Source organism: Pseudomonas sp. RP-B7, assembly GCF_059803535.1.
Genome location: NZ_JAPFHC010000015.1, coordinates 109,833 through 136,067, shown reverse-complemented (window position 1 = coordinate 136,067; position 26,235 = coordinate 109,833). Strand labels below are relative to the sequence as shown.

At 62.7% G+C, this 26,235-nt stretch carries 20 protein-coding genes; 12 read left to right on the top strand and 8 right to left on the bottom strand.

Translation table 11 applies throughout. From position 1 onward, the window contains the following. Window positions 1-256: 256 nt before the first annotated feature. From mgrA to epsC, 4 genes are all read right to left on the bottom strand, one after another. Entirely contained in the window at window positions 257-1,294 is a 1,038-nt protein-coding gene (mgrA, locus tag OPU96_RS16020) for an L-glyceraldehyde 3-phosphate reductase (protein ID WP_192298479.1), read from the bottom strand. A 108-nt stretch (window positions 1,295-1,402) separates the two neighbouring features. Continuing rightward, window positions 1,403-2,731, bottom strand: a complete 1,329-nt coding sequence (locus OPU96_RS16015) for an OprD family outer membrane porin (RefSeq protein WP_305392743.1) — start codon at window positions 2,729-2,731, stop codon at window positions 1,403-1,405. 306 nt (window positions 2,732-3,037) lie between these two features. Continuing rightward, entirely contained in the window at window positions 3,038-4,999 is a 1,962-nt protein-coding gene (gene betT / locus OPU96_RS16010; protein ID WP_192298604.1) for a choline transporter BetT, read from the bottom strand. Window positions 5,000-5,413: 414 nt separating this feature from the next. Further along, on the bottom strand, window positions 5,414-6,340 hold the full coding sequence (gene epsC / locus OPU96_RS16005; protein WP_192298480.1) for a serine O-acetyltransferase EpsC: 927 nt from the start codon (window positions 6,338-6,340) through the stop codon (window positions 5,414-5,416). A gap of 166 nt (window positions 6,341-6,506) precedes the next feature. Between epsC and OPU96_RS16000 the strand changes: the two genes are divergently transcribed. From OPU96_RS16000 to OPU96_RS15945, 12 genes are all read left to right on the top strand, one after another. Then, complete coding sequence (locus tag OPU96_RS16000; RefSeq protein ID WP_192298481.1) at window positions 6,507-7,502, top strand: D-cysteine desulfhydrase; 996 nt, start codon at window positions 6,507-6,509, stop codon at window positions 7,500-7,502. 281 nt (window positions 7,503-7,783) lie between these two features. Beyond that, the gene (tcyJ, locus tag OPU96_RS15995; protein WP_207040967.1) at window positions 7,784-8,578 is read left to right on the top strand and encodes a cystine ABC transporter substrate-binding protein; all 795 of its coding nucleotides are present in this window, start codon (window positions 7,784-7,786) and stop codon (window positions 8,576-8,578) included. Further along, a complete protein-coding gene (gene tcyL, locus OPU96_RS15990; protein WP_017734622.1) occupies window positions 8,578-9,243 on the top strand; it encodes a cystine ABC transporter permease in 666 nt (221 codons plus the stop codon). Before tcyJ ends, tcyL begins: the two co-directional genes overlap by 1 nt. Before the next feature lie 3 nt (window positions 9,244-9,246). Next, window positions 9,247-9,993: an L-cystine ABC transporter ATP-binding protein TcyN gene (gene tcyN / locus OPU96_RS15985; protein WP_226456710.1), complete on the top strand. Its 747-nt coding sequence runs from the start codon at window positions 9,247-9,249 to the stop codon at window positions 9,991-9,993. A 370-nt stretch (window positions 9,994-10,363) separates the two neighbouring features. After that, complete coding sequence (locus OPU96_RS15980; RefSeq protein WP_192298484.1) at window positions 10,364-11,128, top strand: hypothetical protein; 765 nt, start codon at window positions 10,364-10,366, stop codon at window positions 11,126-11,128. A 187-nt stretch (window positions 11,129-11,315) separates the two neighbouring features. Next, a complete protein-coding gene (locus OPU96_RS15975; protein WP_192298485.1) occupies window positions 11,316-12,557 on the top strand; it encodes an SfnB family sulfur acquisition oxidoreductase in 1,242 nt (413 codons plus the stop codon). A 23-nt stretch (window positions 12,558-12,580) separates the two neighbouring features. After that, window positions 12,581-13,774, top strand: coding sequence for an SfnB family sulfur acquisition oxidoreductase (locus tag OPU96_RS15970; RefSeq protein WP_226456705.1), 1,194 nt, complete (start codon window positions 12,581-12,583; stop codon window positions 13,772-13,774). Further along, a complete protein-coding gene (locus tag OPU96_RS15965) occupies window positions 13,775-15,127 on the top strand; it encodes an LLM class flavin-dependent oxidoreductase (RefSeq protein ID WP_498559336.1) in 1,353 nt (450 codons plus the stop codon). It begins immediately after the preceding gene. Between the two features lie 142 nt (window positions 15,128-15,269). Continuing rightward, window positions 15,270-16,085 (top strand): MetQ/NlpA family ABC transporter substrate-binding protein, encoded by an 816-nt coding sequence (locus tag OPU96_RS15960; protein ID WP_226456702.1) that lies wholly within the window; start codon window positions 15,270-15,272, stop codon window positions 16,083-16,085. After that, window positions 16,082-17,197 carry a methionine ABC transporter ATP-binding protein gene (locus OPU96_RS15955; protein ID WP_226456701.1) on the top strand — a complete coding sequence of 372 codons (1,116 nt, stop codon included), beginning with the start codon at window positions 16,082-16,084 and terminating at the stop codon, window positions 17,195-17,197. Before OPU96_RS15960 ends, OPU96_RS15955 begins: the two co-directional genes overlap by 4 nt. Continuing rightward, a complete protein-coding gene (locus OPU96_RS15950; protein WP_017736886.1) occupies window positions 17,187-17,831 on the top strand; it encodes a methionine ABC transporter permease in 645 nt (214 codons plus the stop codon). The genes OPU96_RS15955 and OPU96_RS15950 overlap by 11 nt, the downstream gene beginning before the upstream one ends. A gap of 39 nt (window positions 17,832-17,870) precedes the next feature. Continuing rightward, window positions 17,871-18,497 (top strand): class I SAM-dependent methyltransferase, encoded by a 627-nt coding sequence (locus OPU96_RS15945; protein ID WP_226456700.1) that lies wholly within the window; start codon window positions 17,871-17,873, stop codon window positions 18,495-18,497. 99 nt (window positions 18,498-18,596) lie between these two features. Here OPU96_RS15945 and OPU96_RS15940 read toward each other — a convergent pair whose 3' ends face one another. The 4 genes from OPU96_RS15940 to OPU96_RS15925 form a co-directional block, all read right to left on the bottom strand. Continuing rightward, complete coding sequence (locus OPU96_RS15940; protein ID WP_498559335.1) at window positions 18,597-20,771, bottom strand: glycoside hydrolase; 2,175 nt, start codon at window positions 20,769-20,771, stop codon at window positions 18,597-18,599. A gap of 215 nt (window positions 20,772-20,986) precedes the next feature. Then, window positions 20,987-24,046, bottom strand: a complete 3,060-nt coding sequence (locus OPU96_RS15935; RefSeq protein ID WP_192298492.1) for an efflux RND transporter permease subunit — start codon at window positions 24,044-24,046, stop codon at window positions 20,987-20,989. After that, window positions 24,043-25,113 (bottom strand): efflux RND transporter periplasmic adaptor subunit, encoded by a 1,071-nt coding sequence (locus OPU96_RS15930; protein WP_498559334.1) that lies wholly within the window; start codon window positions 25,111-25,113, stop codon window positions 24,043-24,045. Before OPU96_RS15930 ends, OPU96_RS15935 begins: the two co-directional genes overlap by 4 nt. Next, window positions 25,110-26,192 carry an efflux RND transporter periplasmic adaptor subunit gene (locus OPU96_RS15925; protein WP_192298494.1) on the bottom strand — a complete coding sequence of 361 codons (1,083 nt, stop codon included), beginning with the start codon at window positions 26,190-26,192 and terminating at the stop codon, window positions 25,110-25,112. Before OPU96_RS15925 ends, OPU96_RS15930 begins: the two co-directional genes overlap by 4 nt. Window positions 26,193-26,235 lie beyond the last annotated feature (43 nt).

Sequence of the window (26,235 nt, the reverse complement as noted above, 5' to 3'; positions counted from 1 at the left end):
CGCCTTCGCGGGCAAGCCCGCTCCCACACGGATCGGGTTGTAACCGCGTTCTTCACAACGCTGTAAAACCAATGTGGCAGCTGGCTTGCCTGCGATAGCGGCGTGTCAGCCAGCACTTTCATCAACTGATCCACCGCCTTCGCGGGCAAGCCCGCTCCCACACGGATCGGGTTGTAACCGCGTTCTTCACAACGCTGTAAAACCAATGTGGGAGCTGGCTTGCCTGCTCCCACATTGACCGCGTACTGCCGGCCGCTTATTCAGCGGTGGATGGTTTTTCCCACAGGTTGATCCCGCCTTCCTGGGCAAACCGGTCGATCTCTGCCAACTCCTCAGCACTGAAGCTCAAGTTTTTCAACGCGCCGACGTTCTCGATGATCTGCTCTGGCCGGCTCGCGCCGATCAGCGCGCTGGTCACCCGTGGATCACGCAGGGTCCACGCCAGCGCCAGTTGCGCCAGGCTCTGGCCACGACCCTTGGCGATCTCATTCAACGCACGCACGTGGGCGATGTTGGCTTCGGACAAGTGCTTGGCCTGCAACGAACCACCGCCCGGACGATTCACCCGTGCATCCGCCGGTACGCCGTTGAGGTATTTGTCGGTCAGCAGGCCCTGGGCCAGCGGCGTGAATGCGATCACCCCGGCGCCGAGCTCTTCGGTGGTGTCCAGCAGGTCTTTTTCTACCCAGCGGTTGAGCAGGTTGTAGGCCGGTTGGTGAATCAACAGCGGCACTTTCCATTCTTTGAGCAAGGCAGCGATCTCGCGGGTTTTCACCCCGGAATACGAAGAGATGCCGATGTATAACGCCTTGCCTTGTTGCACGGCAGTGGCAAGGGCGCTGGCGGTTTCTTCCAGCGGGGTGTCGGCGTCAAAACGGTGGGAGTAGAAGATGTCCACGTAGTCGACGCCCAGGCGTTGCAGGCTCTGGTCCAGGCTCGCCAGGATGTATTTGCGCGAACCGCCGCCCTGGCCGTATGGGCCTGGCCACATGTCCCAACCGGCCTTGCTGGAGATGATCAGTTCGTCGCGGTAATGCTTGAAGTCTTCGCGCAGCAAACGGCCGAAGTTGATCTCGGCGCTGCCATACGGCGGGCCGTAGTTGTTGGCCAGGTCGAAGTGGTTGATCCCCAGGTCGAACGCGGTGCGCAACAGGGCGCGCTGAGTGTCGATCGGGGTGCTGTCGCCAAAGTTGTGCCACAGCCCCAGGGACAGTGCAGGCAGCACCAATCCACTGCGGCCTACGCGGCGATACGGGATAGATTCATAGCGGTTTTCGGCAGCAATGTACGTCATCGAATCCTCTCTGGGCTTAGGGCAAATAAGGCCTGGGAATAACCTTATTCCCAGGCCTTTTAACCAGCTGAATCGCTTAAGTCTGCCCTTTCGTTTTACAGCAATTTCCTACCAGAGTGGAACGACATAGCTGACATAAAAGCGGTTTTCATCCTGCACGGTGGCACCGGAAATATCCGGGCTGGCGTGGGCATTTTTCCAGGTCACACCGAGGCCCTTGAGGGTGCCTGTAGGCACTTGATACGCCACGGCAACGTCACGCTCCCATTCGCTGGTGGTGCCCTGTGCCGTGCGGATGTCATCGCCGTGGGCATAGGCGGCAGAAAAGGTCACGCCGGTGAGGCCGAGCTTGCCCAGATCGTATTTGTACTGGGCCAGCCAGGTGCGCTCACCGGCATGCTGGAATTTGTTCAACTGCAGGTTGGTCAGCGCCGGCGTGTCCGCACCTGAGCCGGGACCTTGGCGGGCATCACCGCTGTTGAGGCCGGAGTCGAGGTAAGGGAAGTCGCTTTCACCGCTGTTTTTCTGGATGCCCAGGCCGACGGTATGACCGTCCAGGCTGTAGCTTTCAAGCAGGCTGGCGGTGGTCTGGTTGATACGGCCTTTGTTCACGCCATCGCCGTAGACACCACTGGCTGCATAGTCCTTGTCGCCATCGGCATTGCCGCCCACACCGAGGCTGCGGAACACACGCACATCGGTATCGAGCGCACCCACCGACAACGCATCATGGCGCTTGGCGCCCACGAAAAACTGCTGGTAGTAATCCTCAAGGTTCGAATACCACAGGCTGACCGTCGTATTCCGGATGCCGGTGTAATCGGCGCCGCCGAACAGGAAGCGCTCGCTTTCCTTGGTGCCGCCGGCGGTGATCATGCCCTGGTCGCCGGTTTCGTTGCGGATCTTGGTCTTGAAAATATCGCCGCCGGTGAAGGTGAAATCGCTGAGATCCTTGGACACCCACTGCACCCCGGTATTGGTCTGCTGGTACAGGCGGCCATCGGTGTTGGCCAGCACCGGGTTGTTGCCGTACAGCGTGCCGATGCGCAGCTCATCCTTGGCTAGGCGCATCTTGAACGTCGGGCTGAGTACGCCGAACTGGTCGGCGGACTTGCCGTTGTCCAACGGGAACATGCTGCCGGGGTAGCGGCTCTGGTGGTCCTTGTCGTTGAGGTCACCGCCGGAGTCCAGCTTCAACCCGTAGAACGCCTGCAGATCGAGGCCAAAACCCACCGGCCCGTCGGTGTAGCCCGACTTGAAGTTGAACTCGAACCCCTGCCCCCAATCGCGGATGCTGTGGGCCTTGGCGTTGCTGTTCACCACATCGCGCCCCTGCTGGTTGAGATAGCGATTGAGCAGGGTCACGTCGGCGTGGCTGTCATCGATAAAATCGGCATGGGCGGACAGCATAAAGCTCGCCATGGCGGCTCCCACCATGGGGCTCAATAACCTCTTCATTGTTACCGGTCTCCGTCACTGTTCTGAAATGAAAGCGTCAAACGCTTCACACAATTACGCAGTGGACAGATGACAGTTGCGCGTCAAAACCGGGGCGTTACGGATGAAATTAAATTCATGAAAGCCCTGTAGATCAGGGCTTTGCGAGGTTTTTTTGTGGGAGCGGGCTTGTGTGGGAGCGGGCTTGCTCGCGAAGGCGGTATATCAGTCACACAGGCATCGACAGATACACCGCTTTCGCGAGCAAGCCCGCTCCCACATAAAGCAGGCTTCACAAGCCAGCTATCAACGCACCAAGTGCAGGAACTGCAAGTGCCGCTCGTACTGGTCAAGGATGTCGTTGATGATCTGCTCCTTGGTGTAGCCGACCAGATCGTAGTCCTGGCTGCCCTCGGCCAAATGCACTTCCGCCCGGTAGTAGCGGCGGTTGTTGAGCTCTTTGGAACCCATGCCGCCACGGGCAAACGACGGCGTGAAGTAGCCGCGCATCTGCACCTGGTAGATGAACGGATGCTCCTCGCCATGCCCGATTTCCAGGCTGACACTGTCGTTGGACGGGTCGGGCTGAGTCGTCACATTCAGGCCCTTCTCGACAAACACCGCCGTCACTTCTTCAATCGCCGGTCGCACCGTCGATTCAAGGAAGCGGTACACCTCATCCCGCGACGGGAAGTGCACGGCCTGGCTTAAACGCTGACGCCAACCGCCACGGCCTCTGCGCGACGCCGACACCGGCGCCAGGGAATGCAACTGCGCAATCTGCTTTTGCGATTCGAGGTAGAACGCCTTGTGCAGGCCCCACATCATCAGCAGCAGGATCAACGAGAACGGCAGCGAGGTCAGCACCACGGCTGACTTCAGCGAGTCGATGCTGCCGGCAAACAGCAGCGCACTGGTGACCAACCCGGTCATCACACCCCAGAACACCCGCAGCCACTTAGGCCCGTCTTCATCGGCGTTGCCGCCCTTGGACGACAGGGTCGACAGCACCACCGTGCCGGAGTCGGCCGAGGTAACGAAGAACACAAAGCTGATAAACACCGTGACCGCGATCACCACCTTGCTCCACGGGTAGGTTTCCAGCAGCAGGTAGAGGCTCATCGACGGGTTGTCGACGGCCGACTGACCGAGCGCCGCCATGCCGTGGTTGAGCACCTGGTCGATGGCGCTGTTGCCGAAGATCGACATCCACGCCAGGGTGAAACCCAGCGGGATCAGCAGCACGCCAAACACGAATTCGCGGATAGTGCGGCCACGGGAAATCCGCGCGATAAACAGCCCTACGAACGGCGACCACGCGATCCACCAGGCCCAGTAGAACACTGTCCAACCGCCCAGCCAGTCGCTCGGCTTGTCATAGGCGTACACGTCGAAACTCTTGGTCGGCAATGCGCCCAGGTAGTCGCCGAGGTTCTGGATCAGGGTGTTGAGCAAATGCTGGGTAGGCCCGGCAAACAACACGAACAGCAGCAGCGCACAGGCCAGCAGCATGTTGATGTCGGACATCACCCGCACACCCTTGTCGACCCCCGCCACCGCGACAATGATCGCGGCGCCCATCATCAAGGTGATCAGGCCGACCTGGATCCACTGGGTGTGGGCGATGCCAAACAAGTAGTCCAGGCCCGAGTTGAGGTGCAGCACCCCGAAGCCCATGTCCGCGCCCAGGCCAAACACCGTGGCGATGATGCCGAAGCCATCCACCGCATAACCGATGGGGCCGTTGATGCGCTTGCCGATCAGCGGGTACAGCGCCGAACGCAACGCCAGCGGCAGGTTATGCCGATAGGCGAAATATGCCAGGGCCATGCCGACAAAGGCGAACACGCCCCAGCCATGCAGGCCCCAGTGCAGAAACAGGATCTGCATGGCCTGGCGCGCGGCATCGGCGTTCATTGGCGCGCCTTGGGGTGGCTGCACCAAGTGGGTCAGCGGCTCGGACACGCAGAAGAAAAACAGCGTGATGCTGATCCCGGCAGCGAACAGCATGCCGGCCCAGGACAGATAACTGAACTCGGGCTCGTCGTGGTCGGCACCGAGTTTTATCTTGCCGTAGCCCGATAACGCGGTGACCACCACGAAGACCAGATACAGGGTCATCGCCAGCATGTAGTACCAGCCAACCGTATTGGCCGCCCAGTTTTGCGCGGCCAGCAACCAGGCACCGGCCTGTTGCGGGATGGCGATGACAATCAGGCCGAACAGCAGAATGAACGTGGCGGCAAAGTAGAAGACCGGCGCATTCATGCGCACCAGGCCGCTGGATGGGGTGGACGATGCACTCATGAGCGATGCACCCCGAGGGTGGGGGATGTGGCTGTATAAAACGGACTCAGCAAAGGTAAGCCTCCTGTTGTGAGCGGGCAGCGAACCACCGGATTTAACTTGAACGAGTGTTCAAGTTAAACATGGATAGGTGCTCCGGGACTAATCGCAGGGCTGAGTGGTAGGTCATTCCTACACTAGCTCAGGGAAGGCTATGACGAACGGGGATGGCAAATCGTTCAGCAATTTGGGTGTGAAATGTGCACAAAACTGTGGGAGCGGGCTTGCTCGCGAATACGGAGAGTCAGCCAATACATGTGCTGACTGATCCACCGCTTTCGCGAGCAAGCCCGCTCCCACACAAGCCCGCTCCCCCAGGGGATGTGTGCAGGTGCGCTATTTCTGCGCACCGTCATCGTGCTGCAGGTTCGCCTGGGTAATGTTCGCCCCCGCCGGCACGCTGCGCGTCAGCCACACATTACCGCCGATGGTCGAGCCCTGGCCGATGGTGATGCGCCCCAGGATCGTCGCGCCGGCGTAGATCACCACGTCATCCTCGACAATCGGGTGGCGTGGGTGGCCTTTCTGCAACTGCCCGTCTTCATCCGCCGGGAAGCGTTTGGCCCCCAGGGTCACAGCCTGGTAGATGCGCACGCGCTCGCCGATGATCGCGGTCTCGCCGATCACCACGCCGGTCCCGTGGTCGATGAAGAAACTCGGGCCGATCTGCGCGCCGGGATGGATGTCGATGCCGGTGGCCGAGTGCGCGATTTCTGCGCTGATCCGCGCCAGCAACGGCAGCCCGGCGCGGTACAGATGGTGGGCCAGGCGATGGTGAATCACCGCCAGGATGCCGGGGTAGCACAGCAGCACTTCATCTACGCTGCGCGCCGCCGGGTCGCCGTGGTAGGCGGCGAGGACATCGGTGTCCAATAGGCTGCGCAGGGAGGGCAGGGCCAGGGCGAAATCCTGGATCAGGCGGATCGCCCGCGCATCGACCTCGCGGTCATCCTGGCCGCCTTGGCGGGCGGCGTAGCGCAGTTCCAGGCGCGCCTGGCCGAGCAAGGCGTTGAGTGCGACGTCGAGGGTATGGCCGACGTAGAAATCTTCACTTTCCTCGCGCAAATCCACCGGGCCCAGGCGCATCGGGAACAGCGCCCCGCACAACGCCTCAAGAATTTGCGCCACCGCCTCGCGCGACGGCAACTCGCGCCCGCCATGCTCGCCACTCAAACGGCCATTGCGCGTTCGCCACTGGTCCCGGGCGCCGCGCAGTTGGCTGACGATGGTCTGTAATTGCCAATGACTGGAACGCTCACTCACGGTCTTCACTCCTGACGAAATGCCCACCACTTTACGGTATGCACCCTGGCCGTCATTAAGAACCAATGGTGTGATGCTAAGAACTGTCCGATATAAGCGATTGGCGGTTGCCCGATGAAAAGTGCCTGCCTATAGTCGCTTCATCCTTTATCAACCGTGCGCAGCCATGATCAAACAACAGCTCGACCGCTTTAGCCGCCTGGAACTGCTGGGCGGCGCCACCGCCCTGGAAAAACTCGAACGGCTGTCGGCCTGGTTGGGCCGCGACATCTACGTCAAGCGCGACGACACCACGCCCCTGGCCATGGGCGGCAACAAGCTGCGCAAGCTCGAATACCTCGCCGCCGACGCCATCGCCCAGGGCGCCGACACCCTGGTCACCGCCGGTGCGATCCAGTCCAACCACGTGCGCCAGACCGCCGCGCTGGCCGCCAAGCTCGGCCTGGGCTGCGTCGCGCTGCTGGAAAACCCCACCGACACCAAAGACCCGAACTACCTGGGCAACGGCAACCGTCTGTTGCTGGACCTGTTCGACGCCAAAGTCGAACTGGTCGAGAACCTCGACAACGCCGACGACCAACTCAACGCCCTCGCCGACCGTCTGCGCAGCAACGGCAAGAAGCCCTACCTGGTGCCCATCGGCGGCTCCAACGCCCTCGGCGCCCTGGGTTACGTGCGCGCCGGCCTGGAACTGGCCGCGCAGATCGAAGACAGCGGGATCAGATTTGCCGCCGTGGTGCTGGCCTCCGGCAGCGCTGGCACCCACAGCGGCCTGGCATTGGCGCTGAGCGAAGCGTTGCCGGACTTGCCAGTGGTGGGCGTCACCGTTTCGCGCACCGACGAAGCCCAGCGCCCGAAAGTCGAAGGCCTGGCCGCACGCACCGCCGAGTTGCTCGGCGTGGCGATTCCCGAGGCGTTCAAAGTGATCCTGTGGGACGAATACTTCGGCCCGCGCTACGGCGAACCGAACGCCGGCACCCTTTCGGCGGTCAAGCTATTGGCGAGCCAGGAAGGCCTGCTGCTGGACCCGGTCTACACTGGCAAGGCCATGGCCGGATTGTTGGACGGGATCGGGCGCCAGCGGTTTGAGGATGGCCCGATCATTTTCCTGCACACCGGCGGGGCGCCGGCGTTGTTTGCTTATGGCGCCGCCTTTAGCTGAAGGAACAAGGATCAAAATGTGGGAGCGGGCTTGCTCGCGAAAGCGGTGTGTCATTGAGCCTATGCGTTGACTGATGCACCGCATTCGCGAGCAAGCCCGCTCCCACATTAGAATAGCCACTTATTCCACAATAGAATATCAAACAAGATTTATATTATTTTCAAGTCTTAAAAACCCGCTTTATCATCGCGCCGCAGGCGAAGACGCGCTACGCGCTTTAAGGCAGGATACGACCACTGCGTCACCTGCTTCGCTCAACACAAAAAACACAGGGGCATTTCATGACTATTTCTGTATTCCGTCGCACGTTGTTGGTTGGCACTTTGGGCCTGGCACTCGGCGCTGGCCTGATCGGCCAAGCCGTCGCGGGTGAACAGCTGGACAACATCAAGAAGGCTGGCGAGATCAAGATCGGCCTGGAAGGCACCTACCCACCGTTCAGCTTCGTCGATGAAAGCGGCAAGCTCAGCGGCTTCGAAGTGGAGCTGTCCGAAGCCCTGGCCAAAGAGCTGGGCGTCAAGGTCAAACTGCAAGCCACGCCATGGGACGGCATCCTCGCCGCCCTGGAATCCAAGCGCCTCGACGCGGTGGTCAACCAAGTGACCATCTCCGAAGAACGCAAGAAGAAGTATGACTTCTCCAAGCCGTACACCGTCTCCGGCATTCAAGCGCTGACCCTGGCGAAAAACGTCGACACCATCAAGACCGCCGATGACCTGGCCGGCAAGAAAGTCGGTGTGGGCCTGGGCACCAACTACGAGCAATGGCTCAAGGACAATCAGCCTAAAGCCATTATCAAGACCTATAACGATGACCCGACCAAGTTCCAGGACCTGCGCATCGGCCGTACCGACGCCATCCTGATCGACCGCCTGGCCGCCCTCGAATATGCGAAGAAAGCCACCGACACCGCCGCTGCCGGCGCTGCTTTCTCGCGCCAGGAAGCCGGGGTTGCCCTGCGTAAAGGCGAGCCCGAACTGCTCGACGCGGTAAACAAGGCCCTCGACAAGCTGCGCGCCGATGGCACCTTGAAGAAGCTGTCCGAGAAGTACTTCGCCGCTGACGTCACTCAATAATGGAAGCAGGTTTCCAACTCGCGCTGGACTCCGCGCCCTTTCTGCTCAAGGGCGCGTACTACACGGTGATTCTCAGCCTCGGCGGGATGTTCTTCGGTTTGCTGCTGGGCTTCGGCCTGGCCTTGATGCGCCTGTCGCGCTTCAAGCTATTGAGCTGGACCGCCCGAGTCTACGTGTCGTTCTTTCGCGGCACGCCCTTGCTGGTGCAGCTGTTTTTGATCTACTACGGCTTGCCGCAAGTGGGCATCGAGCTGGATCCGATCCCGGCGGCCATGATCGGCTTTTCGCTTAACATGGCCGCCTACGCCTGTGAAATCCTGCGCGCCGCCATCAGCTCCATCGAGCGCGGCCAGTGGGAAGCCGCGGCCAGTATCGGCATGACCCGCGCGCAGACCCTGCGCCGGGCCATCCTGCCGCAGGCCATGCGCACGGCCTTGCCGCCGCTGGGCAACAGCTTTATTTCACTGGTCAAGGACACCGCGCTGGCCGCCACCATCCAGGTGCCCGAACTGTTCCGCCAGGCACAACTGGTGTCGGCACGCACCTTTGAAATCTTCACCATGTACCTGTCCGCCGCCCTGATCTACTGGATCCTGGCGAGCATCCTGGCGCATTTGCAAAATCGTCTGGAAGACCGGGTCAACCGGCATGACCTGGAGTCTTGACCCATGATCGTGGTTGAAAAACTGACCAAACAATTCAAGGGCCAGGTGGTACTCAACGGCATCGACCTCGAGGTCAAGGAAGGCGAAGTCATCGCCATCATCGGCCCCAGCGGTTCCGGCAAGACCACCTTCCTGCGCTGCCTGAATCTCCTCGAACAACCCACCAGCGGTCGCATCAAGGTGGGTGACATCGAGATCGACAGCAGCAAGTCCATCAACCAGCAACAAGGCCTGGTGCGGCGCTTGCGCCAGCACGTGGGTTTCGTGTTCCAGAACTTCAACCTGTTCCCCCACCGCACCGCGTTGGAAAACGTCATCGAAGGCCCTACCGTGGTCAAGAAGATGCCTCGCGACGCGGCGGTTGCCCTGGGGCGCAAGCTGCTGGAACGGGTCGGCCTGGCGGGCAAGGAAGACGCCTACCCGCGGCGCCTGTCCGGCGGCCAGCAGCAGCGCGTGGCAATTGCCCGGGCTCTGGCCATGGAACCGGAGGTGATTCTGTTCGACGAACCCACTTCCGCCCTCGACCCGGAACTGGTGGGCGAAGTGCTGGCGACCATCCGCAGCCTGGCCGAAGAGAACCGCACCATGGTCATCGTCACCCACGAGATGAGCTTTGCGCGGGACGTGGCCAACCGGGTGATCTTCTTCGACAAGGGCGTGATCGTCGAGCAAGGCGAAGCCAAGGCCCTGTTCGCCAACCCCAAGGAAGAACGCACCAAACAGTTCCTGAGCAAATTCCTCGCCCACTGACACCCCGACACTCATCTTCTGTGGCGAGGGAGCTTGCTCCCGCTGGGCTGCGAAGCGGCCCCAGGATTTTTGGGAGCGCTGCGCACTCCAGCGCGGGGCAAGCCCGCTCACTACCCACTGCGAGGCCTACAAAAAGTCCTCGCACGTGTGCCTCTTAAAATCCCCCCGCCAGTCAGACCCTTCTGAATATCTCCCTGCCCGCCGTTTAGCCTTTTGCCGCCATTGACGCTCCTTGGCCAACCCTCTTATCTAGCTCCCTGAGGATTGGATCCTATCCCGGCTATTCACTGCACCGTGCTTTTCAGCCCCCTGCACACCTGTGTGCAAAGGGCCGGAACGATTGCTGCTGGCTGCATCAAGGAGATGACTTATGACGCACACCCTGCTCACCGCGCCAACACTGCCCCAGGCCCTGGGAAACGGCATCAATGCCCTGGCCGCCGCACATTTGCAGGTCGACATTGCGCCCTACCCCGGCATGGAAGAAGGCGACCTGATCGAGCTGTTCTGGAACAACTGCTTTGCCGCCTCACGGCGCGTGACCACGTGCAAGATCGGCACGCCAACCCACTTGCGGGTGCCGGAAAGTTTCGTGCTCGATGGCCCGGCCCAGGTGCATTACCAAGTCATGCAAGTCGGCCACGCACCGGCGCGCTCGGCGGTGACGCGGGTGCGGGTCAAGACCAACTACCCCGGCGGCCTGCCCTCGCCGCTGTACAGCGACGAAAACCTCAACCTCGCCCCCGTGGGCCTGCCCGACACCATTCGCCGCTACGGCATCAACCCCAGCCAGGTGCGGCGCGGTGTTCCCCTGACCATCGAGCCGTACCTGAACATGACCCGCGGCGACGCCATCACCCTGCGCTGGGGCGATGTACGCCTGGACCTGCCCAAGCTCCAGACCAGGGACGTCGGCCAGCCCCTGCACGTGTGGGTGCCTTCGGCCGTGATTGTCGAAGCCGGCGACGACAGCCGCCTGGACATCACCTACTGCATTCTCGATCGCGTGGGCAACAATTCGCGCTGGGCGCCAACACGCACTTTGCGCATCGCCGCCGGGGCGCCAGCCCGCCCGGCCGGCACGGCGTCGATCTATCAACCACGGCCCCTCGGCTCGCCCTGCGAACCGGGGTGACAGACCTTCTATGCTTATTCCAAAAAGCGCGTTTATTTAAATATTTAACACGCTTAGGGTATATGCACCGGACCACCGGACATCTTTGATTTTTCTGTTTTCATTTCATTGAATGCGAGGTCGGTATGGTCAGAATTACCCCGGTGCATAACGCCAGGGCATTGCGTGCAGCCAAGGAGCGGCGCTGATGTCTAACTTGGCTCTAACACCCCCCCAGAGTGATCTGGACGTCGCCCCCCTGCTGTTGCCGGCCGCCGTGCTGCGCAACGATGCAGAGGCACTCAACGCCGCCCACGAGTTGGCCCAGGCGGCACGCCTGCAAGCCGCCACGCGCGATCAGCAACGCAAGCTGCCGTGGGCACAGCTCGAACAGTTCACCCGCAGTGGCCTGGGCAGTATTTCCATTCCCCGCGAATACGGCGGCCCGCAGGTGTCATTCGTGACCCTGGCCGAGGTGTTCGCGATCATCAGCGCGGCCGATCCCGCCCTCGGCCAGATCCCGCAGAACCATTTCGGCATCCTGCACCTGTTGCAGGGCGCGGCCACCGAGCGCCAGAAAAAGCAGCTGTTCCAGAGCGTCCTCGACGGTTGGCGCATCGGCAATGGCGGCCCGGAACGCGGCACCAAGAACACCCTGGAACTCAAGGCGCGCATCACCGCCAAGGGCGACGGCTATGTGATCAGCGGCCAGAAGTTCTATTCCACTGGCGCACTGTTCGCTCACTGGGTGGCGATCAAGGCGCTCAACGATGACGGCAAGCAGGTCATGGCCTTTGTACGCCGCGGCACCGAGGGGCTGCGCATCGTGGACGATTGGTCGGGCTTCGGCCAACGCACCACCGCCAGCGGCACGGTGCTGCTCGATCACGTGCCGGTGGACGCCGAGCTGGTGGTCGACAACTGGCGCATCGGCGACACCCCGAATATCCAGGGCGCCGTGTCGCAACTGATCCAGGCTGCCATCGACGCCGGCATCGCCCGCGGCGCCCTCGACGACACCATCGCCTTCGTGCGCGAACGTTCGCGCCCGTGGATCGATGCCAAGGTCGAACGCGCCAGCGACGACCTGTATGTGATCGCCGACATCGGCAGGCTGAAGATCGAACTGCATGCCGCCGAGGCCCTGCTGCGCAAGGCCGGCCAGGTACTCGACCAGGTCAGTGCCGCGCCGATCACCGCGCAATCCGCCGCCCGTGCCTCGATTGCCGTGGCCGAAGCGAAAGTGCTGACCACCGAAGTGTCGCTGCTGGTCAGCGAGAAACTCTTCGAACTGGCCGGCAGCCGCGCGACCCTCGCCGAATTCAACCTCGACCGTCACTGGCGCAACGCCCGCGTGCATACCCTGCACGACCCGGTGCGCTGGAAGTATCACGCGGTGGGCGCCTACCGATTGAACGGCACCTTGCCGGCTCGGCATTCCTGGATCTGACCGACCAGACCTCTGGAGCAACTATGACTTTCTCTGCAAACGTCGCGGTCATTACCAGCGATGAACAAGCACTCGTGGTCGCCAGCGACCTGGCTGAAGACTTCCGTCGCGACAGCGCCCAGCGCGACCGCGAACGCCGCCTGCCCCTGCCCGAACTGGACGTGTTCTCACGCTCCGGCCTGTGGGGCATCAGCGTGCCGAAAGAATACGGCGGTGCCGGCGTGTCCAACGTCACCCTGGCCAAGGTCATCGCGCTGATCGCCCAGGCGGACGCCTCCCTCGGCCAGATCCCGCAAAACCATTTCTACGCCCTGGAAGTGCTGCGCGTGAACGGCAGCCCGGCGCAGCAACAACGCCTGTATGCCGAAGTCTTGGCCGGCCAGCGCTTCGGCAATGCCCTGGCCGAACTGGGCACCAAGACCGCCCACGACCGCGTCACCGCGCTCACCCGCGACGGCGACGGTTTTCGCATCAGCGGCCGCAAGTTCTATTCCACCGGCGCGATCTACGCCCAGCGCATCCCCACTTCGGTGGTGGATGAACACGGCGTGCAGCAACTGGCCTTTGTCCCGCGTGACAGCGAGGGCCTGACGGTGATCGACGACTGGAGCGGCTTCGGCCAACGCACCACCGGCAGCGGTTCGGTGGTGTTCGACAACGTGTGGGTCGCCGCCGCCGACGTGATCCCGTTCCAGAGCGCGTTCGAACGCCCGACCACGGTCGGCCCGCTGGCGCAGATCCTGCACGCTGCCATCGACACCGGCATCGCCCGCGCCGCATTCGAGGATGCGCTGCACTTCGTGCGCACCAAGACCCGCCCGTGGATCGATGCCGGCAACGACAAAGCCAGCGAAGACCCCTTGACCCTGAAAAGCTTCGGCCACCTGAGCATCCGCCTGCACGCCAGCGAAGCCCTGCTGGAACGCGCAGGCGAATACCTCGACCGCGCCCAGGCCGAGAGCAACGCCCAGACCGTGGCGGCCGCCTCGATTGCCGTCGCCGAAGTGCGCGCCTTGAGCACCGAGATTTCCCTGGCCGCCGGCAGCACCCTGTTCGAACTGGCCGGCAGCCAGGCGACCCTGGCCGAGCACGGCCTCGACCGCCACTGGCGCAACGCCCGCGTGCACACCCTGCACGACCCGGTGCGCTGGAAGTACCACGCGGTGGGCAATTACTACCTCAACGATGCAAACCCGCCACTGCGGGGGACCATCTAAATGGCCAAGAAAAAAATCCTCCTCAATGCCTTCAACATGAACTGCATCGGGCATATCAACCACGGCATGTGGACGCACCCACGGGACACCTCGACCCAGTACAAGACCCTCGAGTACTGGACCGAGTTGGCGCAAATCCTCGAACGCGGGTTGTTCGACGGTTTGTTCATTGCCGACATCGTCGGCGTGTATGACGTGTATCAACACTCCATCGACGTGCCGCTCAAAGAGTCGATCCAATTGCCGGTGAATGACCCCTTGCTGTTGGTCTCGGCAATGGCGGCCGTGACGAAACACCTGGGCTTCGGCCTCACCGCCAACCTCACCTACGAGCCGCCGTATCTGTTCGCCCGGCGTATGTCCACGCTGGATCACCTGAGCCGTGGCCGCGTGGGTTGGAACATCGTCACCGGCTACCTCGACAGCGCCGCCAAGGCCATGGGCCTCACCGAGCAGGTCGAGCATGACCGCCGCTACGACCAGGCCGACGAATACCTGGAAGTGCTCTACAAACTCTGGGAAGGCAGCTGGGAAGACGACGCCGTGCTCAACGATCCGCAGACACGGGTGTATGCCCAGCCGGGCAAGGTGCACAAGGTCGAGCACCACGGCGAGTTCTATCAGGTGGACGGTTATCACCTGTGCGAGCCGTCGCCGCAACGCACGCCAGTGCTGTTCCAGGCCGGCAGTTCGGAACGTGGCTTGCTGTTCGCCGGGCGCCATGCCGAGTGTGTGTTCATCAGCGGGCAGAACAAGGCGTCGACCAAGGTCCAGGTGGACAAGGTCCGCGCCAGCGCCGTGGAAGCCGGGCGCAACCCGGACGACATCAAGGTGTTCATGGGCCTCAACGTGATCGTCGGCGCCACCGAGGAACTTGCCTGGCAGAAGCACGCCGAGTACCTCGGCTACGCCAGCGCAGAAGCCGGTGTGGCGCATTTTTCGGCGTCCACCGCGATTGATTTCTCCCAATACGCACTGGACGAACCGATCCAGTACGTGAAGAGCAACGCGATCCAGTCGGCCACCAAGAACCTGCAGAACAACGACTGGACCCGGCGCAAATTGCTCGAGCAGCACGCGTTGGGCGGACGCTATATCACCCTGGTCGGCTCGCCCGAACAGGTGGCGGATGAGCTGGAAGCGTGGATCAGCGAGACCGGGCTGGATGGCTTCAACCTGACGCGGATTGTCACGCCGGAAAGCTATGTGGACTTCATTGATCTGGTGGTGCCGGAGTTGCAGAAGCGGGGGTCGTACAAGACTGCATATGAGACCGGCACGCTGCGCGAAAAAGTCTTCAACGCCAGCGCCAGACTTCCCCAACAGCACACCGGATCGACCTACCGACACTAACCCCTGTGGGAGCGGGCTTGCTCGCGAATGCGGTGTGTCAGTCGGCACATTCGCCAGCTGACACAGCGCATTCGCGAGCAAGCCCGCTCCCACATTTGGATCTCCATTGTTTGTACCAATACCTTATGACTGGACAATCACTATGAAAAAAACACTGCTCTCCCACCCAGTCAAAGCACTGGCCCTGGCCCTCGGTCTGTTCAGCTCGGCGGTCTTCGCCAGCGACGCACCGCTGAAAGTCGGCACCACCGCCGCCTTCGCCATCCCGCTGGAAGCCGCCGTCGCCGAAGCCGGCAAGCAAGGCCTGAAAGTCGAGCTGGTGGAGTTCACCGACTGGATCGCGCCCAACGTCAGCCTCGCCGCCGGTGACATCGACGTGAACTACTTCCAGCACATCCCGTTCCTGGAAAACGCCAAGGCCGCCGCCGGTTTTGACCTGGTGCCGTACGCGCCGGGGATCATCAACAACGTCGGCCTGTACTCGAAGCAATTCAAAAGCATCAACGACCTGCCCCAGGGCGCCAGCGTGGCCATCGCCAACGACCCGATCAACAGCGGCCGCGGCCTGCAATTGCTGGCCAAGGCGGGCTTGATCACCCTCAAGCCGGGCGTGGGCTACAAGGCCACCGAAGAAGACATCGTCAGCAACCCGAAAAAGCTCAAGATCCTGCAAGTCGAGGCGGTGCAACTGGTGCGCGCGTATGACGATGCCGACCTGGTGCAGGGCTACCCGGCGTACATCCGCCTGTCCAAGACCTTCGATGCCGAGTCGGCGCTGCTGTTCGACGGCCTCGACCACCCGGAATACGTGATCCAGTTCGTCACCCAGCCCAAGGGTACGAGCGACCCACGGGTGATCAAGTTCGTCGACATCTACCAGCACTCGCCGGTGGTGCGCGCCGCGTTGGATAAATCCCTGGGCAAGCTCTACCAGGTCGGTTGGGAAGCCAAGAAATGACCGCCGCCCACTCTCGACTGCGCGACCTGGGCACACCGCCCAGGGACGCCGAGCAGACCGAACTGCACCCGGCGCTGAACCGTGCCCATGTGCGCTTCATCAACCTGGGCAAGAGCTATGACGGCAAGGTGCATGCCTTACAGGGTATCGACCTGGCGATCCAGCGCGGGGAAGTGTTCGGCATCATCGGCCGCAGCGGCGCGGGCAAGTCCTCGCTGATCCGCACCATCAACCGCCTGGAGCAACCCAGCAGCGGGCGGGTGCTGATCGATCAAGTGGACATCGGCGACTTCGACGAAGATCGCCTGGTGGCGCTGCGTCGGCGCATCGGCATGATCTTCCAGCACTTCAATTTGATGTCGGCCAAAACCGTGTGGCAGAACGTCGAATTGCCGCTCAAAGTCGCCGGTGTGCCCAAGCCCCAACGCGAACAGAAGGTGCGCGAGCTGCTGGAGTTGGTGGGTTTGCAGGACAAACACAAGGCTTACCCGGCGCAGCTCTCCGGCGGGCAGAAACAGCGGGTGGGCATCGCCCGTTCGCTGGTGCACGACCCCGAGATCCTGCTGTGCGACGAAGCCACTTCGGCCCTCGACCCGGAGACCACCCAGTCGATCCTCGGCCTGCTGCGCGAGATCAATCAGCGCCTGGGCCTGACCATCGTATTGATCACCCACGAGATGGCGGTGATCCGCGAGATCTGCGACCGCGTGGTGGTGCTGGAACACGGGCATATCGTCGAGCAAGGCCCGGTGTGGCAGGTGTTCGGCGACCCGCAGCATGAGGTCAGCAAGACGCTGCTGGCGCCGCTGCAACACGGGCTGCCGCCAGAGCTGCAAGAGCGGCTGCAGGCCACGCCGGCGTCGGCCGCGGCGGCCGTGGTGCTGCGTTTGCAATTCACCGGCAGCGACACCGACGAGCCGGACCTGGCGGCACTGTTCGCTGCCCTCGGCGGGCGCGTGCGCTTGCTGCAAGGCGGCGTGGAGCGCATCCAGGGCCACGCGCTCGGGCAATTGTTGCTGGCGGTGAATGGCGCGCCCCACAGCGCCGACGAATTGCGCAACCGCGCCGCGAACTGGGCGCAACAGGTGGAGGTGCTGGGCTATGTGGTTTGATCGTTTGTTGCAGGGTGCCATCGACACCTTGCTGATGGTCGGTGTGTCGTCGTTGATCGCGCTGCTGGTGGGGATTCCGCTGGCGGTGTTCCTGGTCACCAGCGACAAGGGCGGCATCTACCAGGCGCCGGCGCTGAACCGTGTGTTGGGGGCGTTCGTCAATCTGTTCCGCTCGATTCCGTTCCTGATCCTGATGGTGGCGCTGATCCCATTCACCCGGCTGATCGTCGGCACCACTTACGGCGTGTGGGCGGCGGTCGTACCGCTGACCATCGCCGCCACGCCGTTTTTTGCGCGGATTGCCGAGGTGAGCCTGCGTGAGGTCGATCACGGCTTGATCGAAGCCGCACAGGCCATGGGCTGCCGCCGCTGGCACATCATCTGGCACGTGCTGTTGCCGGAAGCGCTGCCGGGGATTGTCGGCGGCTTCACCATTACCTTGGTGACGATGATCAATTCGTCGGCCATGGCCGGTGCAATTGGCGCGGGAGGCTTGGGTGACATTGCCTACCGCTACGGCTACCAGCGCTTTGACACGCAGATCATGCTCACGGTGATTGTGTTGCTGGTGGTGCTGGTGGCGTTCATTCAGCTGGGTGGCGATCGGTTGGCGCGGGTGCTCAACAAGCGGTGAGGTATAGTCGGGGCATTCCAGTGCCCGGTATTACCCGCCATGACGCTCAAGCCCGACGACCTCGACCAGATCACCTCCACCACCCTCGGCCACTACAACAAGGTGGCCGAGGACTTCCGCGAAGGCACCCGCGACCACGATGTGAGCCAGAACATCGATGCGCTGCTGCGGCATATCCAGGGTACGCCGCCGTTTACCGTGCTGGATTTCGGCTGCGGGCCGGGGCGCGACTTGCAGACTTTTACGCGCATGGGGCATATCGCCGTGGGCCTGGATGGCTCCGAGCGGTTCGCGCAGATGGCGCGCCAGGACAGTGGCTGCGAGGTGTTGCAGCAGGACTTTCTCAAGCTGGCGCTGCCGGCCGGACGCTTTGACGGAATTTTCGCCAATGCGGTGCTGTTCCATATTCCCAAGCAGGAACTGCCGCGTGTGCTCAAGCAGCTGCATGGGGCGTTGAAGCCTGGGGGCGTGTTGTTCAGCTCCAACCCGCGCGGGGATAACCAGGAAGGTTGGAATGGGCCACGGTATGGGTCTTATCACGATCTTGAGGCGTGGCAGGCATTGCTGGCTGAGGCCGGGTTTGTGGAATTGGAACATTACTACCGGCCGGCGGGGCTGCCCCGAGAGCAGCAACCCTGGTTGGCCAGTGTGTGGCGCAGGCTTTAGGGGTATCTGGTCTGGCGCCTTCGCGGGCAAGCCCGCTCCCACATTGGAACTCGGTCAAATGTGGGAGCGGGCTTGCCCGCGAAGCTCTCGAAGACACCGCTAATCGACCTGATACACCACCGGTTTATCACCCACCACTAACGCCGTAACACTGCTCGCGGCATAACCCTCTCTCGGGACCGCCGCAAAATTCGCCACCAACCGCGTGCCATCCGCAAAGGTGGTCTCCTGCACCTGCCGATCGTCCGTCAGCCAGCGGAACCCGGTCATCGCCTGGGTCGCCAAGCGCTGGTGCAGCGGCCGGAAAAACCGGTCCTGGCGCTGGATCAGCGGCAGCCGCTGCTCAACCGTCGACGCACTCAGGTGATACAGCGGCGGCACGTTGTAGAGCAGTTGCGTCAGCTCGTTCGCCGCCTGCACATTGCTCAGTTTCAGGCTGTCGAACAGCCAGTGGTGCGTGGTGATCACCGAGCCATGGAACACCGCCTGATACAGCGGCAAGCGCATGCCCGGCTCGAAATGCACGGTGCGAAACGGTTCCTTGAGCGGCACCGGCTTGAAGAACACCGTCGGTTGCTCCGGCGGGAACCAATTGCCGACGTAATAGGGCGACTGCTTGTCCTGGGTCATCGCTTGATCACCCCAGCCAATCACCGGCGTTTGCATGCCATGGGCAAACAGGATGCCCTGGGCCGTGATCGCATTGCCGTCTTCGGAACCTGTGGGCAACTTGAGCGTGGTGTTCAGCCAGTGTGAAGCGTCGATGTTGCCAGCGGCATTTTGCGCCTGGGTCATGGGCGCGCCGTTGCGATAGCTGTCGAAAACCATGCCGGTGGCGTAGGCATCAAGGAACCAGGCGTTGAAACCGGCCTTGGCCCGCACGGCTTGCGCCCGTGCTTCGAGCAGGGGGCGCACGCAGCGCGGGTCGGTGTAGTGGCCGGATTGCTGGAAGCCGGCCTTGAGCTTGCCGTTCTTCAACACGATCGCGCAGTCGCGGTAGGCCTGGCGGCCCAGGTGGGCGGTGGTCCAGTCCAGGTTTTCGCTGGCGGACAACGCGGTTTCATAGGAGTCGTACGGCGCCATCAGAAACCCGGCATCGACCCCGGCGCGGATCGCTTCCGGGTGCCAGAGGCCGCCTTCCCAACCGTCGCCCAGGGTCAGCAACAAGCGCGTAAGACCCGCATCGCGCAGCGCTTGAACCGTCTGGCTGCCCCAGCGTTCAGGACGCTCGCTCAACGCCCCGGCAAACGCCACCGCCAGCTCATTGCGCAGCTCGCCATAACGCGAGGCGAGGCGGGTCATATCCGGTTCATCCACCTGCCAACTCTGGCGGGCTTTGGTGTTGATGGCGGCGTTGAGGCCGCGCAACAGCACGGTCTGTTCATAGCGGTTCAACACACGGGTTTGCGCGAGAATCTGCGCGGCTTCCTTGTCCAGCAACCCCTTGAGTTCGTGCCCGCGCAGCCGCTGGATCAGCAGCGGCCAGTCGCGCACATCCTCCGGCGCCAGCAGGTCATTGCCCCACAGGTAGACGTGACTGGCGCCCAGCAGCTTCTCGGCCTCGGGGGTTTGCCGCAGCTTGTCCGCCAGCGGCTCGTAACGGCCCTGCTCCACCCGCCATTGGCGATAACGCTTGGCGCCGGCCAGCGGATCGGCATCGCCCAGGTGCAACACCAAGGTCATCGGCGCGGTGGGGTCCAGCGCGGTGAATTCGTGGGCCACCGACAACGCCAGCGCGTCTTTCCAGCTCAGGCGGTTGTTGTAAGGATTGGTCAATAGCCAGTTCAAGGTGAAGGCACCGTGGTCCATGCCCCACAAGGGCAGGCTGAGGTCCTGGGTGGTGTTGAGGTCGCCCTGTTCCACCAGAAAGGCTCTCCAGACGGCATTGTCGGCGGGCACGTAATGCCCTTCGGCCAACGGCCAGATCAGGCCCTTGCCGAGGGCGCTGGCGGGTTGTTGAAGGATCGTTAATTCACCCGGTTCGCGTGCGGTGATGGCAAGCATCAGGTCGCGTTGCGCAAGGCTGGCCGTGACGCGAAAGGCTCCCCACTGCCAACTGGCTTGCTGGGCGCTCTGCGCGAGATCGCTGACCGCGCGTGTGGCAACGCCGCTAGAGGCCTGTACCGGCGCCTGGCCGTTGGGCGTGGCACGGATGGCGAGGGTCGCGGGGTCGAGTTCGATACGCCATAGCGGGTTTTCGAGGACGGTGCTGGCAAGGGCCAGCGGGGAGATGAGGAATGTACAGAGCAGCAAAAGGTGACGATGCCAGTTCATTTTCTTCGACCGTTTGAGGTGAAGGTCGAGAGGGTAGAACACTGCACAGCCTCAAACGACCGCAGTCAATATTTCAGGAGGTTTCCCACAAGCCAAAAGGCATGCGCAGACCCAAATGTGGGAGCGGGCTTGCCCGCGAAGGCGGTGGATCAGTCAGCACACTTCTAACTGACAGACCGCTTTCGCGGGCAAGCCCGCTCCCACATTTTTTGACCTTATTCGGCCTGTTGCTCCTGTTTCGGCTCGCGGATCTTGTACCAGGCCACATACAGCGCCGGCAGGAACAACAGGGTCAACAACGTGGCAATGATGATCCCGCCAATCATCGCGTAGGCCATCGGCCCCCAGAACACTTCGCGGGCGATGGGGATCATGCCCAGGCTCGCCGCCGCCGCCGTCAGCAGGATCGGTCGACGTCGATGTTCGGTGGCCTCCACCACCGCATCCCACGGGGTAAAACCCGCCTGCTCATATTCATCGATCTGCGTCACCAGGATCACCGAGTTGCGGATGATGATGCCGATCAGCGCGAGGATGCCGAGGATCGCCACAAACCCCATCGGCGTGCCCGTGGGGATCAGCGCCAGCACCACGCCGATCAGCCCCAGCGGCGCGACGCTCGCCACCAGGAACATCTTCTGCACGCTGTGCAACTGGATCATCAGGAACGTCGCCATCAGGAACAACATCAACGGCACCACGCTGGCAATCGGGCCTTGGGCCTTGCCGCTTTCTTCCACGGTGCCGCCGGTGGCGACCTTGTAGCCCACCGGCAAACCGGCGCTGAATTTTTCGATGGTTGGCGCCAGCTGTTTGACCAAGTCGGTGGGCTGCATCTCATCGCGCACCGAGGCCTTGATGGTGATGGTCGGCTTGCGGTCGCGGCGCCACACCAGCGGTTGCTCCAGCTCATAGCGCACGGTGGCGAACGCCAAAAGCGGGATAGAGGTGCCGTTGGGCGTGACGATCTGCAGGTTCTGCAAGGTTTCCGGCGTACCGCGCTCGGCGTCTTCGGCGCGGCCGACCACATTGATCAGGTAGATGTCGTCGTGCACCTGGGTCACGGACGCGCCACTGACCACGCTGTTCATCAGTTGCGCGACGTCTTCCGAAGAAAACCCCAACTGCCGCGCCTTGTCCTGGGCGATGTCCACCCGCAGCACTTTGCCTGGCTCGTTCCAGTCGTAAATGATCTCGCCCAGGTGCGTATTTTTGTCCAGTAAGGTCGCCAGCTCGATCGCGTGTTTGCGCACCTGGTCAGTGTCTTTGCCCGACACCCGATACTGAATCGGCCGCCCCACCGGCGGGCCCATTTCCAGCGGTTGCACAAAGCTGCCGATACCGACGAAGTCGTCGCGCAGGCGCTTTTGCAGACGCGCGATCAGGGCGCCGCGCTCTTCCAGGCCTTTGCTCACGATCACCAACTGCGCGTAGTACGGGTTCTCCAGTTGCTGGTCCAGCGGCAGGTAGAAACGGATCGCGCCCTGGCCGATATAGGTGCTCCAGCGGGCAATGTCCGGGTCGTCCTTGATGATCGCCTCAAGACGGTCCACGGCGCGGCGGGTCTCATTGATCGAGGCGTTTTGCGGCAGGTTGAGGTCAACCAGGATCTCCGGGCGGTCCGACGATGGAAAGAACTGGTTCTGCACAAACTGCATGGAAAACACCGACGCCACGAACAACGCCACGGTGATGCCGATAGCCCACCAACGGTTGCGCATGGCCCACAGCATGCCGCCGTTGAACGCGCGGCCAATCCGCCCCGGCTCGGCATCGTGGGGTTTCACTTTGGCGCTGAGGATATGCACGCCAATCACCGGCGCAAACAGCACCGCCACCACCCAGGACACCAGCATCGCCACGGCAATCACCGCGAACAGGGTGAAGGTGTACTCGCCCGCCGAACTGGCATTGAGGCCAATCGGCACAAAACCGGCGACCGTCACCAAGGTGCCGGTGAGCATCGGAAACGCCGTCGACGTGTAGGCGTAAGTCGCCGCCTGTTCCTTGGTTTCGCCTTTTTCCAGGCGCGTGATCATCATCTCCACGGTGATCATCGCGTCGTCCACCAACAGGCCGAGGGCGATGATCAACGCGCCCAACGACACACGCTGCATGGTGATGCCGCTGTATTCCATGAACACGAACACCAGCGCCAGCACCAATGGAATCGAGCACGCCACCACCAGCCCGGCGCGCAGGCCGAGGCTGATAAAACTCACCACCAGCACGATGATCACGGCTTCGAACAACGCGCTGGTGAAGCCGCCGACAGCCTCCTCCACCACTTCGGCCTGGTCAGACACCTTGTGCACGCCGACGCCCACCGGCAGGTCGGCGGTCAGCTCATCCATGCGCCCGTGCAGGGCCGCGCCAAACGCCTGGATATTGCCGCCCTTCTGCATGGCGATGGCCAGGCCGATTGCCGGTTGGCCGTTGAACCGGAACAGCGGCCGCGCCGGGTCGACGTAGCCACGGCTGATCTCGGCGATATCCGCCAGCCGGTAAAAACGATCGTTGAGCCGCAGATTGACGTCGGCCAGGTCCTTCTCCGAGGCGAACTGCCCCGAAGTGCGCACGGAAATCCGCTCCGGCCCGGCCTCGATCACCCCGGCGGGCGTCACCGCGTTCTGCGATTGCAGGCTCTGCACCACTTGGCGCTGATCGATGCCCAGCGCGGCGAGTTTGCGCGTGGAGAAGTTCAGGTAAATCACTTCGTCCTGCTGGCCGATCATCTCGACCTTGCCCAGCCCCGGCACCGAACGGATCTCGGCGCGCACCTGCTCGACGTAGTCGCGCAACTGGCGCATCGACAGGCCGTCGCCGGTAAACGCGTAGACCGAGCCGAACACATCACCGAACTCGTCGTTGAACGACGGCCCCTGCAAACCCTGGGGAAAGGTGCCGCGAATGTCGTCGATCTTCTTGCGCACCTGGTACCAGATTTCCGGGATGGCCTTGGCGCTGGTGGTGTCCTTCAAGAAGACGAACACCGTGGACTCGCCCGGCCGCGTGTAGCTTTTCACGTAGTCGAGGGAGTCGAGTTCCTCGAGTTTTTTCTCGATGCGGTCGGTGACCTGCTTGAGGGTTTCTTCCTGGGTCGCGCCCGGCCAGCGGGTCTGGATCACCATGGTTTTGATGGTGAAGGAAGGGTCTTCCTCGCGGCCCAGGTTCATGTAGGAGAACACGCCCATCAGCAGCGCGACGAACATCAGGTACCAGACGAAGGACTGATGCTTGAGCGCCCAGTCGGATAAGTTGAAGCTGCCTTTCATCGCGGGCTGTCCTCGTCGATTTTGACTTTCTGCCCGGGTTTCAGGCTGTTCACGCCGGCGGTGACGATACGTTCACCGGGCTGTACGCCACCGCTGAGCACGGCGCTGCTGGCGTCACGGCTGATGACGCTGACCTCACGCGGCTGTACGGTCTGGTTCTGGGTGTCGAGCAGCCAGATGCGGCTCTTGCCGTCGACCTGCTGCAAGGCGCTCAGGGGCAGTTCGATACGCGGCGCGATGGCGCTGCTCAAGGTCACGCTGATTGCTGTGCCGAGGCGGAACGCGGGCGGCGTCTCGGCCAGGCTCAGGCGCGCGCGACGGGTGCGGGTGGCGCTTTGGGCCTGGGGTTCGATCTCGCGCACGATGGCGGTGGTGTTGACGCTCGGGTCCAGTTGCCCGGCAACCAGGAACACCACGTCATGGGGCAGCCGTTCGGCGAGGCCTGCGGGCAGGTCGATCACCGCTTCCTTGATGTCCGGGCGCGCCAGGGTCACCACTTGCTGGCCGGCGCTGACCACCTGGCCGGCCTCGGCGCTCCACGCGGTGACGATGCCACCGTGGTCGGTGCGCAACTCGGCGTAGTTGAGCTGGTCCTTGGCCTGGTTGACGGCGGCCTGGGCTTGATCGAGGGAGGCCTGGGTGGTTTTCAGGTCGGTCTGGGCGATGTCCAGTTGGGCCTGGGCGCCGACGCCACGGTTGAACAGTTCCTGCTGGCGCCGCGCGTTGGCCTGGGCATTGATGTATTGCGCCTGCACGCGCGCCAGGTCGCCTTGGGCGGCGCGCAGTTGGTTTTGCTGGTCGGTGGGGTCGAGGACGGCGAGCAAGGCGCCCTTCTCCACCTCTGCGCCGACATCCACGGCACGCCGGGCGATACGGCCGGGCACACGGAACCCCAGGTTGCTTTCATAGCGGGCCTGGATAGTGCCGGCGAAGCGGCCGAGGGTTTCCTGGTCTTCGGCTTTCACTTCCATGGACAACACCGGGCGCACGGGCTCGGGCGCGGGTTCCTGCTTGGAGCACGCCGCCAGCAACAGGCTGGCGGCGAGTACGGCCGTCAGGTGCTTCATGGCTGGGCTCCTTGCTGGGCGATCTCGACGAGCATGCCGGGGTGCAGCAGTTGCCCACCGGCTACCACGACTTTTTCGCCGCCCTTGAGGCCGTCGCCGATGATGACTTTGCCGGTGAGATACCGCGCCACGCTGACCTTGTGCAACTGCGCCTTGCCGTCGCCGTCGACCAACCAAACAGCCGGTTCGTTGAGGTCTTTGGTCAGGGCTGACCAGGGCAACTCGATGCTGGGCCTGGCCGGGCCACTGGCGGTGGCGCTGACCACCGAGCCGAGTTGCATGCCCTTGGGCAGCGCCTCCAGGGCAATCTTCACCTGAACGGTGCCGGTGTTGGCGGCCACGGCCGGGGTGACTTCGCGGACTTTGCCTTGGGCCTTGATGCTGGGGTTTTCCAACAGGCTGACAGTGATCGGCGCATCCGGCGGCGGCTCCATCAGCAGCGATTCATACACGTTGAACACCGCATCGCGTTCGCCGTCGCGGGCCAGGCTGAAGATCGGCACGGTGGCCTGCACCACTTGGCCGACTTCGGCCTGACGCGCAGTGATCACGCCCGGTGCCTCAGCGATCAACGCGGTGTAGCCCAGTTGTTCGCGGGCGTTGGCCAATTGGGCTTGCGCGGCGGCCAGGGCGCTTTGGCTGCTGCGCAGCGCGGCCTGGGCGGCGTCGTATTCGCTGCGGCTGGTGTAGCCCTTGGGCAGCAGCTTTTCCTGGCGCACAAAGGCGGCGGCCGTCTGCTTGACCCGCGCCTGCTCGGCCACGACCTGGGCCTGGGCGGAATCAACGTTGGTCTGCAAATCCTTGGGATCGAGCTTGGCCAGCACCTGCTTGGCGCTGACGCGGTCACCCACGTCGACCATGCGCTGGATGATCTTGCCGCCGACGCGGAACGACAGGTCGGTCTGCACACGGGCCTGGATGTCCCCGGTGAGGGTGACCGCTGCGGCGAAATCCGCCGGTTGCACGGTTTGGACAAAGACCCGTGAATGCTGTTTGGGCTCGGCCTTTTCCTCACCGCAACCGCTTAACAGCGTCAGTAGGCCAAGTCCGAAAATACAGGTGCAAATACGACCGCCCATGCAGGCTCCTTTGCGTGATGCGATAAACCAGATGTGTATGCGA